Source organism: Belnapia moabensis DSM 16746 (genome assembly GCF_000745835.1).
Lineage (GTDB): Bacteria > Pseudomonadota > Alphaproteobacteria > Acetobacterales > Acetobacteraceae > Belnapia > Belnapia moabensis.
The window spans coordinates 18,768-32,086 of the sequence record NZ_JQKB01000006.1 but is presented as its reverse complement, the minus strand read 5'-3'; the positions used below and the strand labels follow the sequence as shown (position 1 = coordinate 32,086).

Here is a 13,319-nt window from a genome sequence, read left to right as displayed (position 1 = left end):
CGCTTCGATGACAAAGCGCATGCTGATCGACGCATCCCACGCGGAAGAGACCCGCGTGGTGGTGCTGGACGGCAACCGGCTCGAGGAATTCGACCTCGAGGCCGCGAGCCGCCTGCCCCTCAAGGGCAATATCTACCTGGCCAAGGTGGTCCGGGTGGAGCCCAGCCTCCAGGCCGCCTTTGTGGAATATGGCGGCAACCGCCACGGCTTCCTCGCCTTCAGCGAGATCCACCCCGACTACTACCAGATCCCCGTCGCCGACCGGCAGCGCCTGCTCGAGATGCAGGCCGCCGAGGCGCGCGAGGAGGAGGAATCGGAGGAGCGCGAAGCCGCCCTCGCCGATGCCCTGGAAGCCGCCGCCGCCGAGCCCGAAGCGGCCCCCGAAGCCCCGCCGGCCGAGGCCGTCGCCCCCGAGGCCGAGGCGTCCACGACCGAGGCGGAGCCCGCCGCCGAGCTCGCGGCGGAGCCGCCCTTCCCCGAAGCGGAGGCACCCGCCGCGGCGGAGCCCGCCGCCGAGCCCGCTTCCGGCGGCCCCATCGAGATCGCCGCCGAAGCCCGCTTCGAGGCCGCGCCTGCCCCGGGCGAGGGCGACCAGCCCGAGCTTCCGGCCGCCAACGGCGCCCTCCCCAACGGCCATGACCACCAGGCCACCGCCGTCGAGGACCGGGCCGAGCAGGACGGCGAGGACGACGAGGACGGCCCCGCCCCCGAGACCATCGGCGGCGAAGGCCCGGAGGAGGTTTCCCGCGAGCGGCGCATCCCGCCCCGCTTCCTCCGCCACTACAAGATCCAGGAAGTCATCCGCCGCCGGCAGATCATGCTGGTGCAGGTGGTGAAGGAGGAGCGCGGCACGAAGGGCGCGGCGCTCACCACCTATATCTCGCTGGCCGGCCGCTTCTCCGTGCTGATGCCGAACTCGCCCCGCGGCGGCGGCGTCTCCCGCAAGATCACCTCCGTCACCGACCGCAAGCGGCTCCGCGAGGTGATCGACGAGCTCGGCCTGCCGCAGGGCATGAGCCTCATCGTCCGCACCGCCGGCGCGCAGCGGCCGAAGCCCGAGATCCGCCGCGACTGCGAATACCTGCTGCGCCTCTGGGACAACATCCGCGACCGCACCATGGCGTCCACGGCGCCGGCGCTGATCTACGAGGAAGCGGACCTCATCAAGCGCTCCATCCGCGACGTCTATGCCCGCGACGTGGAGGAAATCCTGGTCGATGGCGAGGACGCCTTCCAGGAGGCGCGCGAGTTCATGCGCATGCTGATGCCGCAGCATGCGCGCAAGATTCAGCTGTTCCGCGACGGCGGCCTCTTCGCCCGCCATCAGGTCGAGGCGCAGCTCGACGCGATGCACTCGCCGATGGTCCAGCTCCGCTCCGGCGGCTACCTGGTCATCAACCAGACCGAGGCGCTGGTCGCCATCGACGTGAACTCCGGCCGCTCCACCCGCGAGCGCCACATCGAGGACACGGCGCTCCGCACCAACCTGGAAGCCGCGGACGAGATCGCCCGGCAGCTCCGCCTGCGCGACCTCGCCGGCCTCATCGTCATCGACTTCATCGACATGGAGTCGGCCAAGCACGACGCCATGGTGGAGCGCCGGATCAAGGAGGCGCTGAAGCACGACCGCGCCCGCATCCAGGTCGGGCGCATCAGCCATTTCGGCCTGCTGGAGATGTCGCGCCAGCGGCTCCGGCCCTCGCTGACCGAGACCACCTTCGTCACCTGCCCGCATTGCCAGGGCCGCGGCCAGGTCCGCAGCCTCGAGAGCAGCGCCCTGCAGGTGCTGCGCGGCATCGAGGAGGAGGCGGCACGCCGCCGCTCCGCCGAGATCTGCGTCCATGTCGCCGCCCAGGTCGCCTTCTACCTGCTGAACCGGAAGCGCGAGCGGTTGCAGGCAATCGAGGCGCGCTTCGGCATGTCTGTCGTCTTCGAGCCAGACGACACGCTGATGCCGCCCGCCTTCCGGCTGGAGCGCCTGCGCGCCGCCGAGCCGGGCCGCATCCCCGAGGCGCCCAGCGCGCTCCGCATGGACTACGCCCCGGAACCCGAGCCGGAGCCCGAGGAGGAAGCCGAGGCTGAGGCCGAGGAAGCCGTCGAAGCCGCCACGCCGGCCGAGGCCAGCGAGGCCGAGCGCGCCGAGGCCGAGCGCCAGGGCGAGCGCCGCCGCCGCCGCCGTCGGCGTCGCGGCAATGGCCAGCGGGGCGAGGGCGCCCAGGCAAACGGCCAGGCCGAGGGCGACACCGAGGAAGAGGGCGAGGAGGAGCAGGCCGAGGCGCCTGCCGCCGCCGAGCCTCTCCCCGAGGCCATCGCCGTCGCCGAGGCTGTCGCCGTCACGGAGGAGCCTGCCGAGATGGCAGGCCAGCCTGACGCCGAGGGCGAGGGCGAGGCCGGCCGCGATGGCCCCCGCCGCCGCCGCCGCGGCCGTCGTGGCCCACGGGCCGGCGCCCCGCGCGAGGGCGAGGAGGCCGCCCCGCAGGAGACCGAGCCGGCCCCGAAGCCGCGCTACACCGGCCCGACCCCGGCCGACCCCTTCGCCGGCCATGTCGACGACATCATGGCCGCTATGGAGGCCGCCGAGGCTGCGGCCGAAGCCGCCGCCGCGGCCCGTCGCTCGGCCCGTGCCGCCCCGCCGCCGGCGCCGGAGCCGATACCCGAGGCACCCATCGCGAGCGAGCCAGCCGTCGAGGTTGCGCCTCCACCGCCGGAGCCCGAGGCGGAAGCCGCGCCGGTCATGGAAGTGCCGGTCGTGGAGGCGCCTGTCGTGGAAGCCCCTGTCGCCGACGCTCCGGTCGCCGCAGACCCGGAGCCTGTTCCCGAGCCGGCGCCGGAACCCGTCGCAGCCGAGCCCGCTCCGGTGCCGGAGTCCGAAGTGGTGCAAGGGCCCGTCATCCAGCCGGTCAGCGTCGATGCGCTGGATGAGGCGGCCCCGAAGCGGCGTGGGTGGTGGCGGCGGTAAGCCAGGATCGAGGAGGGCAAAGCCCTCCTCGGTCTCCTCTCGCCGAAGGCCGAAGGGCCTAAGAGTTCAGCGCCGGGGCGGTGAATCGGCGCCGGTCAGGTAGCCGGCGAGGCCCAGGGCCAGCGCGCCCGCCAGGGTAGCGAAAGCCACGGGCCAGGCCGTGCCGGCCGGCGCGGCCGCCACGGCCCAGCCGGTCATCGCCGGCAGCGCGGCGCTGCCCAGCGTCTGTGCCAGGTTCACCGTCGTCGCTCCGCGCCCGACCAGATGGTCGGGGAAGAGCGACCGCCCCTGCGCCACCACCACCACGGGATAGCAGCTCAGCAGGCAGAGCAGCACGAGCAGCCCCGCCGCCACCGGCAACGGTGCCCGCGGCCAGAGGGCGAGCGCCAGCAGCACCAGCACCGCACCGCCCGCCATCACCGCCACTAGCCATTTCCGGGTGTTCAGCCGGCGTTCCAGCGGCCCGACGCCGAGCAGGCCGAGCACCAACGCCAGCCCCATCGCCCCAAGCACCGCGCCGCGCGGGCCGGGGGCCAGGCCATGCACCTCGGACAGGTAGGGCCCGGCCCAGACCGCCAGCACCGTCGCCATCGCCGCATAGCCGACAAGGTGCATCGCCAGCACCGGCAGCAGCCCCGGCGTGGTCCAGACGGTGAGCTGGCCGCGGAGCGCTCCGGCCAGCGTCTCGTGGGGCCGCGCCGGGGCCGGACGGTCCGGCGGGTCGTCACGGACCCAACCCCACCACAGCGCGGCAAGGCCGAGGGTGAGCGCGGCCGAGAGCGCATAGGCCCCGCGCCAGCCCAGCAGCGAAGCCGCCCAGGCGAAGGGGGCACCGGCCAGCAGGATGCCGATCTGGCTGAAGGCGAAGACGCGTGCGAGGGCCGTCGTCAGCCCCTCGCCGGCATGCCAGCGGGCGCAGAGCACCACGCTCGCCATGAAGGAGGCGGCGCAGCCGAGGCCGAGCAGGAAGCGCCCGGCGAGGAATAAGGCCGCATCCGGCGCCAGCCCCTGCGCCAGCGCCCCCGCCGCCGCCGGCAGGCTGAGCGCCGCGACGGTCAGGCGCGGGCCGAGGCGGTCGAGGGCGAGGCCAACGGGAATCTGCAGCACCAGCAACGCCAGGAAGAAGGCGCCGTTCGCCGCGCCGAGCAGCCCCGGCCCGGCGCCGAGGTCATGCGCCAGCTCCGGGCCGATGACCCCGAGCGCGGCGCGGTGGAACTGGCTGGCGCTGGTCATCAGCGTCAGCGCCACCAGCAGGCGCGTGGCGGGGCTCATGCGGCGATGCCGAGCGCCTCGCCGAGCCGCCTCGCCCCTTCCGGCGTCAGGCACAGGCGGCGGCGGGCGAGCGGGTCGCCCTCCCGCTCCGCCGGGATGCGGGTGAGCCAGTGGCGGCGCAGGCAGCAGGCGGCAATCTCCCGCCCAAGGCCGCCGGCCAGATGGGCACGGCGCTCCGACCAGTCCATGCAGTCGCAGGCGAAGCGCCGCGCGGTGCGTGCCGCCTCGAGGTCGACGCCCATGGCGGCAAGGCCAGCCTCGCCCGCCTCCGTCGCCACCCAACCGCCGCCGGTGGGGGCGATCCAGCCCTGGCCGGTCAGGCTCGCATGCAGGGCAACGCCGAGGCGCCCGGCCAGGTGGTCGTAGCAGAGCTGGGCGGTGCGGAAGGCCTCGCCATGCGGCCAGCGCCGCGTAGGGGCGACGGCTTCGGTGAGGCCGCCGAGCGTCTCCAGCATCGCCGCCACCTCCTCCGAGGCGAGGCGATGGTAGCGGTGCCGCCCCTGTGGATGGACGGCGATCAACCCCCCCTCGGCGAGGCGGGCGAGGTGCGCGCTGGCGGCCGGTGCGCCGATGCCGGCAACGCGCGCCAACTCGCTGGCGGTCAGCGCTTCGCCCGAGAGCAGCGCCGTCAGCATGGCGGCCCGCGCCGGGTCGGCGAGGAGGACGGCGGTGGCGGCGAAGGCTGCGGGGCTGGTCATGCGGCGGAGCCTAGCGCGGATCGTAACTCGGCGCTTCGCCGTGGAGCGAAGGACAGGCGGCGCGCGGCATGGCAGGGTCGGCGCCGGGAGGATCCGCATGATTGCCGTCATCTTCGAGGTCGAACCGGCCGAGGGCCGCTTCGACGAGTATCTGGACCATGCCGCCCGGCTGAAGCCCGAGCTGGAGAAAGTGCCGGGCTTCATCTCGGTCGAGCGCTTCCGCAGCCTGACCAACCCGGCGAAGCTGCTGAGCCTCTCCTTCTGGGAGGATGACGCGGCAGTCGCCTGCTGGCGCAACCACGAGACCCATCGCGGCAGCCAGGCGGCGGGGCGGGCGGGCATCTTCGCCGGCTACCGGCTGCGTGTCGCCGCCGTGCTGCGCGACTATGGGATGGCGGAGCGGCGCGAGCAGGCACCGGCCGACAGCCTCGCCCTGCACGGCTGGTAGAGGGTCAGCCGCCGCAGCCGCTGGCGACGATTTCGCAGGCGGCGCTGCGGTCGCGGTTGCCACAGCTGGTCATCGCGTGGCTCTCCGCCGCCTCGCGGGTCGGGCCGGAGCCGCCGGCGGCGAAGGTGATGGTGTAGGTGCTCGGGTCGGCGGTGCGCACCAGCCCGTTGCTCCGCCGCGCCTGCGCCACAGCGCCGCAGCGGTCGGCGAATTCCAGGGCGAGGCGGCAGGCGGTGCCTTGCGCCTGGCAGCGCCGCTCCGCCTGGCCATGGGCGGCGATGCGGTCGGCCATGCCATAGGTGAGGCCGAAGCTGCCGCTGGGGGCCGGGGCTAGATAGACGGCGCCGCTCCGCCCACCCGCGCCATGGGCCGGCGGCACCGGCACGGCGGCGAGGCCACGCACCTGCGGCGTGTAGGGGCCGCTGCCGATCGAGGCGAGTCGTTGCCCGGTCGGGCCGCGCAACGCGGCGTAATTCGGGTCATTGGCCGGCACGCTGCGGCCGGCGAAGGCGGTCTGCCCGCCGCTGCGCTGGAAGGCCTGGCCGGCGACGCAGCGGATCAGGCAGGCCTGTAGCGGTGCCGGATTGGCGCGGATAGTGGGGGTGGCGGCTCCGCAGCTCCGGACGCAGGCAGGCGTCGCTATGGTCGTCTGTGCCCCGGCCAGGGCGGGGGCGAACAGGATGCCGAGCACCATTCCCAGATGACGAGGCTGCGGAACAGGCCTGGCATGCGAATTCCCCATGATGCACCGGTTTCGGCTGCGGGACGCACCTCATGCCGGAAGGATCACAGGGTTAGGGTTTTATCAACTTATTGGATAATATTCAGTCACGGAACCACAGGGAAGTGTTACGGCCTTAGGAAGCGGGCAATCCGCGCCGGGGCGGCCGCCATCGCCGCCTCCGGTCCGCAGTAGGAAAGTCGGAGGAAGCGCCCGCCCCGATCCGCGTCGAAATCGACGCCGGGCGTCGCCGCGATGCCGGCCTCGGCGAGCAGGCGGCGGCAGAATTCCGGGCTGTCATTGGTCAGGTGGCCGATATCCGCCCAGAGATAGAAGGCGCCGTCCGCCGGCGAGAGCTGGTCGAGCCCCACCGCGGGCAGGCCGGCCAGCAGTGCAGCACGGTTGCGGGCATAGCGGGCGAGGTTGGCCTCCAGCTCCGGCCGGCAGGCGAAGGCGGCCTCGGCGGCGACCTGGGCGACGTGGGGCGCATTGATGAAGAGGTTCTGCGCCAGGCATTCGACCGGACGGACCAGGTCCTCCGGCAGGACCAGCCAGCCGATGCGCCAGCCGGTCATCGAGAAGTACTTGGAGAAGCTGTTGACCACCACGGCGCTGGAGGAATGGGCGGCGGCCGTCCGCTCCTCGATGGTGCCGTAGGTCAGGCCGTGGTAGATCTCGTCCGAGATCAGCCGCACCCCCTCCGCCTCGCACCAGCGGCCGATGGCGATGAACTCCTCGGCCGGCAGCATGGTCCCGGCCGGGTTGCAGGGGCTGGCGAGGATCAGCCCGGCGGGCCGGGGGTCGAGCGCCTCCAGCATGGCGAGCGTCGGCTGCCAGCGGGTGGAGGCATCGCAGGGCAGGATCTGCGGCCGCATGCCGAGGGCGGTCAGGATGTTGACATAGGGCGGGTAGTAGGGCGCCGCCATCGCCACCGCATCGCCCGGGTCGAAGGCGGCGAGGAAGGCCAGCGGGAAGGCGCCCGAGGCGCCGACCGTCACCGCGATGCGCTCCGCCGGCACCGCGGCGCCATATCGCTCGGTGTAATGCGCCGAGATGCGCTCACGGAGCGAGCGGAGGCCGAAGGCTTCCGTGTAGCCCATGGGTGCCCCGGCCTCGAGCGCCGCCACCACCGCCTCGGCCGCGCCGCGTGGGGCGCCGGTGCCGGGCTGGCCGACCTCCATCCGGAGGATGCCGAGCCCGTCCGCGAAGGCGCCCTGCGGCAGCACCGCCGCCCGCGCATTGGCGGCGGCGATGACATCCATCACCAGGAAGGGCGGTGCCGCGGCCCCGCGGCCGACCTTGAGGGGCATGGCGCTACCGGTCGATGGCGCCCAGCGCGACGCCGGCGCCGCGTGGGTCGGTGACGATGGAGCAGCGGTCCGGGTAGCCCGGCAGGTAGTTCGGGCAGACGGCGAGCTGGGTCCGCGCGGGCTCCGGCGAGCCGCCCTCGATGGCGTCCCTGGGCGCGGCGGAGCGCAGCAGCTGAAGCGCCACGGGCCCGGCCACGCCAGCCGGCGCCGCCTCCTGCCCAGAGGCCGCGGCGGCGAGCCGGAAGCTCTTGATGTTCGGGTTGTAGGCCAGCGCCGCCGAGAGCAGCGGTGGCCGCACTTGGCCGATATTCGGCGCCGGCGCCATCAGGAAGCCGAAGCCAGGCACCATCCGCCCGGTACCGAATAGGTTGTTCACGGTGAAGGCGCAGCTCACCGCGTTGCCGCTGCGGTCGAAGACGACGAGGCCGGTGGAGGCACCGACCGGCCCCGGCTCGGCGGCCGGCAGGCTGGTGGCGGCGAGGATGGCGCGCGCATCGCCGCCTCCTTGGCGCCAGGCGGAGGCGGCGGCGAGGCCACGGCGGGCGGCATCGTTGAGGTTCGCCCCGCCCTGGAGCGCGACGAAGGTGGCGGCGGCGGCCAGCCCGCCATCGGCCGGGGGCGGCAGGAAGGCGAGGCGGTCGCCGTTGCGGGCCGGCAGCTCGATCGGGTTGACGAGGTTGGGCAGGCCGGTGCGCAGCTCGTCCAGCGTCAGGTTGCCGCCAGCGGTGCGGGAGGCGACCTCCAGCCGTCGGGCGAGGCTCCCCTGATGCAGGTCGCCGACGCCAGCGGTGCGGAGCTGGCCGAGCGTGCCGGCGAGTTCCGGCTGGACCATCGTCTCGCCTGCGCCCTTCGGCTGTCCGTCCGGCCGGGCGAAGACCGCCCGCGCGCCAGGATCGGCGAAGAGCGGGCCGGAGACGGCGGCGAGGTCGTTGGCGAGGCCGCGGCTGACCTCCGTGCCGAAGCGGGCGAGCTGCTCGGCCGGGGCCATCAGCTCCTCGAAGGGCCGGCCCGGGTTGCGGGTGTGGAGGCCGAAGAGGCCGCGGGCGAGCAGCGGCACCGCCGCCGGCCGGTCGGCCCCGGCCGGCACCCCGGCGCGGCTGCCGGGGAGGAAGAGTACCGCCTCGGTGGCGCCCTTGGCGGGGTCGAAGGACAGACAGGCGCCGCCGCCGCCGAGCCCGGCGCGGGAGGGCAGGGTGACGGCGAGGGCGAAGCCGGCCGCGACGGCCGCATCCGTCGCCGTGCCACCGGAGGCCAGCACGTTGCGGGCGATGAGCGCCGCTGCAGGATCCTCCGTCGCCACGCCGCCAAGGAAGCCGCGGACGAAGCCGGGCGCACCGGCCGGCGGGCCGCCGCCCATGATAGGGGAGAGGAGATTGTTCACCGTGCCGCAGCCGGGGAGGGCGAGGGCGGCGGCCAGCAGGAGGAACCTGGCCCGCCTGAAGCCGCTGGCGCTGGTGGTCATGCTGCCGTCTGGTCCCCCTGCCGAGGCGGCGCGGGGCCGAACCCGGCCCCCGCGCGCCGCGCTGATCCAGGCGCGGCCATAAACGCCTTCGTCATCAGCGGCAACCGGTGTTGATTCCGGAATGCCGGGCTAGACTGGCTCCGATCCTCGGGAGGCCGTCGGTTTGAAACGTATCCTCGTTGTCCTGATGGCCCTCGGCCTGGTGGGCACCGCCGTGGCGCAGGGCTTCACGCCCGAGCAGCGGCGGGAGATCGTCACCATCCTGCGCGAGGCGCTGGTGCGGGACCCGACCATCCTCCGCGACGCCATGGCGGCGGCGGACCAGGCGGAGCAGAGCGAGCGCGCAGGCGCGGTGCGCCAGGCCATCGCCAGCCAGGGCGAGGCGCTGTTCCGCGACCCGGCGGACCCGGTGAAAGGCAACCCGCAGGGCGCTGTCACCATCGTCGAGTTCTTCGATGTCCGCTGCGGCTACTGCAAGCAGATGCAGCCGGCGATGGAGCAGCTGCTGCGCCGCCAGCGCGACGTGCGGCTGGTGCTGAAGGACCTGCCGATCCTCGGCCCGAGCAGCGTGCTGGCCAGCCGTGCGCTGATCGCCGCGCAGCGCCAGGGCAGGTATGCCGAGCTGCACGATGCCCTGATGAAGCTGCGCGAGGAGCCCTCCGAAACCGTGCTGCGGCGCGAGGCGGAGCGGGCCGGGCTCGACTGGGCGCGGCTGCGGCGGGACATGGACGATGCCGGCATCCAGGCGCGGCTGAACGGCAATATCCGCCTCGCCCAGGCGCTGCGGATCGAGGGCACGCCGGCGCTGGTCATCGGCGAGGCGCTGGTGCCGGGCGCGGTCGACCTCGCCACGCTGGAGCGGATGGTGGCGGAGGCGCGACGGGGAGGCTGAGGCGATGCCGCATTTCATCTGCCAGGCCTGCGCCGTCCAGTTCGCCGAGAGTGCGGCGCCGCCTGCGCATTGCCCGATCTGCGAGGATGAGCGGCAGTTCGTCCCGGCGCGCGGCCAGTCCTGGACGACGCTGGAGGCGATCCGCGGCGGCCACAGCAATGCCTGGCGGCAGTTGGCGCCGAATCTGCTCGCGGTGCAGACGGTGCCAGCCTTCGGCATCGGTCAGCGGGCGCTGCTGGTGCAGACGCCAGGGGGAAACCTGCTCTGGGATTGCGTCGCCCTGCTCGACGAGGCGACGGAGGCGATCAGCCAGGGGCTCGGCGGCCTGACGGGGGTCGCCATCAGCCATCCGCACTACTACTCGACCATGGTGGAATGGGGCCGGACCTTCGGGGTGCCGGTCTGGCTGCATGCCGATGACCGGCAGCACGTGATGCGGCCCGACCCCTGCCTCCGCTTCTGGGAGGGGGATGCGCAGCCGGTGCTGCCGGGCCTGACGCTGCACCGGCTCGGCGGGCATTTCGCCGGCGGCGCGGTCGCCCATTGGTCGGCCGGGGAGGGGGCGCTGCTCTCGGGCGACATCCTGCAAGTGCTGCCGGACCGGCGGCATCTGGGCTTCATGCGAAGCTACCCCTGCCTGATCCCGCTGCCGCCGGCCGAGGTGCGGCGGATGGCGCATTATTGCGACCGCCTCGGCTTCGACGCCATCTACGGCGCCTTCCATGAGCGGGAGATCGTGACGGGCGCGAAGGCGGCGCTGGCCCGTTCGGCGGAGCGCTACTGCGACTGGGTCGGCGGGATGGTCGAGCCGTAGCGTACCCCGGCATCGATCGGGAAGACCGGCCGGGGCAGGCGCCGCCAGGCGAAATTCGCCAGCACCGGGCTGGTGAGGCCAGGGACATCGACCTCGATGATCCGCTCGTCGGGGAAATGCTCGTCGAAGCCGGCGCGGAAATGGCCGCGGCTCTTCACCACGAGGCAGCGCAGGGTGGCGATGTCGATGCCATGCATCTCCAGCATGCGTGGCTCGGCGAGCTGGCGGCGGAGCGAGCCGACGACGACCCGCAGGCCGGAGCCGCTGAGCTCCAGCAGTGCCGAGGGGCCGAGATCGAATTGCCGCCCGGCCAGGATGCCGCGCCGGCCGAGCCCCTGCCCGTCGCGCAATGCCAGGACCCGAGCGGGGGCGGCGAAGCGGCGGCTGAACTCGCTCTCCACTCGGTTGAAAACGGCCTCGAATTCCGCGCCCTCGCCGAGCGCATGCGCTTCGGCAGCCAGGGCAGGGTCGACCAGCACGCCGGCGGCGGCGCCCGCCGCACCGGCCTCGTGCAGGGCGCGCAGGATGAAGGTGGTGCTGCCGCGCCCGCCGCCGCCCGGATTGTCGGCGACATCGGCGAGCAGGACGGGCGGCGCCCGGCCTTCGCCCGCCGCGACCGCCATCCGCACCGCTTCGTCGAGCGGGGTCAGGTCACGGCGGTAGCGGGGATGGTCGGCCCAGACCCGGTCGGCGAGGGATTGTGCCGCGGCCTCGGCGGTTGCGGCATCGCCGTCGCGGGTGGTGACGGTCACCGTCATTCCGCATTTCGGCAGGTCGGAGAAGACGAAGCCGGCGGCGACCGAGGCATTGGCGATACGACGGTCCGCCCGCATCAGCGCCTCGGCCGCCTGGATGGCCTCGGCATAGGGGCCGGCAGCGGTCAGCAGGGTGACGGAGGGTGGGGTCAGCGGCAGGCGACGGAAGGCCCTCGCCATCCGCGTCCCGCCCAGCATCTCGCGCAGCAGGTCGGCGCAGTCGGCGGCGCGCTCGACCATGTCGACATGCGGGTTGGTGCGGTAGACGACCAGGGCATCGACGGCATCGACCAGGCGCTCGCTCACATTGCAGTGAAGGTCATGACTGCACACCACTGGCACGGCGGGGCCGAGAATGCGGCGCACCAGGGCGGCGAGGGTGCCGTCGCTGTCCTCGTCGCCGGTGGCGGAGGAGGCGCCGTGGCTGGCGATATAGGCGCCGTCGAGCGGGAGGGCGGCGGCGAGGCCGCGGCCGATCTCGTCGAGGAAATCGAGCAGCACCGCCTGCTCGATGGGCCCGCCGGGTGGGGCGGCGGCGATGAGGATGGGAACCGGCTGCCAGGGCCCGGCCGCATCCATCCGCCGGTAGAAGCCGCCAATCTCGGCCGGCAGATGGCTTGTCTCGGCGCGGGCGAGGCGCGTGATCTCCTCGCCGTGCGCCAGGCATTGCCGGGCGAAATCCTCGAGCGTGGTCGGCGGGGCGAAGGCGTTCGCCTCGAGATGCAGCCCGAGCACCGCGATGCGCGGCGCATTGCCCTGATCCATGTCCAACCTTCCCGGATTTGCCGGCACCGCTCCCCCGTATAGGATGCACGGTGGGAGACAAGAGAATGACGCAGCTCGGCGAGGCCTTGGGGCTGCTCGACCGGCTGGTGGGGTTCGATACCACCAGCCGCAACAGCAATCTCGATCTGATACGCGATGTGGAGGCGTGGCTGGCGGCGCATGGCATCGCCAGCCGCGTCACGCTGGATGCGGAAGGCCGCAAGGCCAATCTCCATGCCATGGTCGGGCCGCGCGTGGCCGGCGGCGTGGCGCTCTCGGCGCATGTCGATTGCGTGCCGGTGGATGGGCAGGACTGGAAGGCCGACCCCTTCCGGTTGCGGCGCGAGGCCGGCCGGCTGATCGGCCGCGGCACCAGCGACATGAAGGGCTTCGCCGCCTGCGCCATCGCCATGATGCCGGAATTCGCCGCGATGGAGTTGCAGCGGCCGGTGCATCTCTGGCTGACGCATGACGAGGAGACCAATGCCGCCGGTGCCTGGCGCCTCGTGACGGAATTGGAGCCCGATCCGCTGCCCGGCTGCTGCATCGTCGGCGAGCCGACGGGGATGGCGCCGGTGATCGGACACAAGGGCTATGCGAGCTGGGATGTCGCGGTGACGGGCCTTTCCGGCCATTCCTCGCGCGCCACCGAGACGGCGAATGCGCTGCATGCGGCGGCCGAGGGCGCAGCCTTTCTTGCCCGCCGCGCGCGGCTGTTCGCGAGGCTCGGACGGCGCGCGGAGGGGTTCGAGCCGCCCTTCACCACGGTGCATGTCGGCACCTTCCGCGCCGGCAGCATCCTCAACATCGTGCCCGATCGTGCCGAGCTGACCTTCGAGGTGCGGACGGTGCCGGGCGACGAGGCCGAGGCAGTGCTAGCCGAATTCCGCGCCTTCATGGAGACCGAGGCGATGCCGCCGCTGCGCGCGGTGCATCCCGGTGCCGAGTTGCGCATCGCGCCGCGCTCCGTGCTGCCGCCGCTCGACATGGCCGAGGCTGCGCCGCTCACCCTGCTGGTGCAGCGGCTGACCGGGCGCAACAGCGCCGGCCGCGTCAGCTACGGGACGGAGGCAGGGGTTTACCAACGCGCCGGCATCCCCACCATCGTGTGTGGGCCCGGGCATATCGCCCAGGCGCATCAGCCGGAGGAATGGGTGGCGGAGAGCGAGATCGAATCCTGCCTCGGTTTCCTCGGCCGCCTCGCGGGCACGCTGGTGGAGTGA

11 protein-coding genes are annotated in these 13,319 nt (G+C 73.3%); 5 read left to right on the top strand and 6 right to left on the bottom strand.

Annotated elements, in window-relative coordinates; translation table 11 throughout:
• Positions 1-7: 7 nt before the first annotated feature.
• A complete protein-coding gene (locus EP26_RS05205; protein WP_043336617.1) occupies positions 8-2,959 on the top strand; it encodes an Rne/Rng family ribonuclease in 2,952 nt (983 codons plus the stop codon).
• A 66-nt stretch (positions 2,960-3,025) separates the two neighbouring features.
• Here the strand turns inward: EP26_RS05205 and EP26_RS05200 are convergent, their stop codons facing one another.
• Both EP26_RS05200 and EP26_RS05195 read right to left on the bottom strand, forming a co-directional pair.
• Complete coding sequence (locus tag EP26_RS05200; RefSeq protein ID WP_043336615.1) at positions 3,026-4,231, bottom strand: MFS transporter; 1,206 nt, start codon at positions 4,229-4,231, stop codon at positions 3,026-3,028.
• On the bottom strand, positions 4,228-4,929 hold the full coding sequence (locus EP26_RS05195) for an ArsR/SmtB family transcription factor (RefSeq protein ID WP_043336613.1): 702 nt from the start codon (positions 4,927-4,929) through the stop codon (positions 4,228-4,230). Before EP26_RS05195 ends, EP26_RS05200 begins: the two co-directional genes overlap by 4 nt.
• A gap of 97 nt (positions 4,930-5,026) precedes the next feature.
• Here EP26_RS05195 and EP26_RS05190 point away from each other — a divergent pair, with 97 nt between their 5' ends.
• On the top strand, positions 5,027-5,377 hold the full coding sequence (locus tag EP26_RS05190; RefSeq protein ID WP_043336886.1) for an antibiotic biosynthesis monooxygenase family protein: 351 nt from the start codon (positions 5,027-5,029) through the stop codon (positions 5,375-5,377).
• Positions 5,378-5,381: 4 nt separating this feature from the next.
• Here the strand turns inward: EP26_RS05190 and EP26_RS05185 are convergent, their stop codons facing one another.
• The 3 genes from EP26_RS05185 to EP26_RS05175 all read right to left on the bottom strand — a co-directional run bounded on the left by EP26_RS05185 (position 5,382) and on the right by EP26_RS05175 (position 8,870).
• Complete coding sequence (locus EP26_RS05185) at positions 5,382-6,071, bottom strand: DUF4189 domain-containing protein (RefSeq protein WP_043336612.1); 690 nt, start codon at positions 6,069-6,071, stop codon at positions 5,382-5,384.
• Between the two features lie 155 nt (positions 6,072-6,226).
• Positions 6,227-7,408 carry a pyridoxal phosphate-dependent aminotransferase gene (locus tag EP26_RS05180; protein ID WP_043336610.1) on the bottom strand — a complete coding sequence of 394 codons (1,182 nt, stop codon included), beginning with the start codon at positions 7,406-7,408 and terminating at the stop codon, positions 6,227-6,229.
• A 4-nt stretch (positions 7,409-7,412) separates the two neighbouring features.
• On the bottom strand, positions 7,413-8,870 hold the full coding sequence (locus EP26_RS05175; protein WP_043336609.1) for a gamma-glutamyltransferase: 1,458 nt from the start codon (positions 8,868-8,870) through the stop codon (positions 7,413-7,415).
• A gap of 163 nt (positions 8,871-9,033) precedes the next feature.
• Between EP26_RS05175 and EP26_RS05170 the strand changes: the two genes are divergently transcribed.
• On the top strand, positions 9,034-9,762 hold the full coding sequence (locus EP26_RS05170) for a DsbA family protein (RefSeq protein WP_043336607.1): 729 nt from the start codon (positions 9,034-9,036) through the stop codon (positions 9,760-9,762).
• 4 nt (positions 9,763-9,766) lie between these two features.
• Complete coding sequence (locus tag EP26_RS05165; protein ID WP_043336605.1) at positions 9,767-10,576, top strand: MBL fold metallo-hydrolase; 810 nt, start codon at positions 9,767-9,769, stop codon at positions 10,574-10,576.
• On the opposite strand, the gene EP26_RS05160 is transcribed toward EP26_RS05165, so the two are convergent.
• Positions 10,540-12,096 carry a M81 family metallopeptidase gene (locus EP26_RS05160; RefSeq protein WP_043336602.1) on the bottom strand — a complete coding sequence of 519 codons (1,557 nt, stop codon included), beginning with the start codon at positions 12,094-12,096 and terminating at the stop codon, positions 10,540-10,542. The genes EP26_RS05165 and EP26_RS05160 overlap by 37 nt on opposite strands.
• Positions 12,097-12,161: 65 nt before the next feature.
• Between EP26_RS05160 and argE the strand changes: the two genes are divergently transcribed.
• Positions 12,162-13,319 (top strand): acetylornithine deacetylase, encoded by a 1,158-nt coding sequence (gene argE, locus EP26_RS05155; protein WP_052388818.1) that lies wholly within the window; start codon positions 12,162-12,164, stop codon positions 13,317-13,319.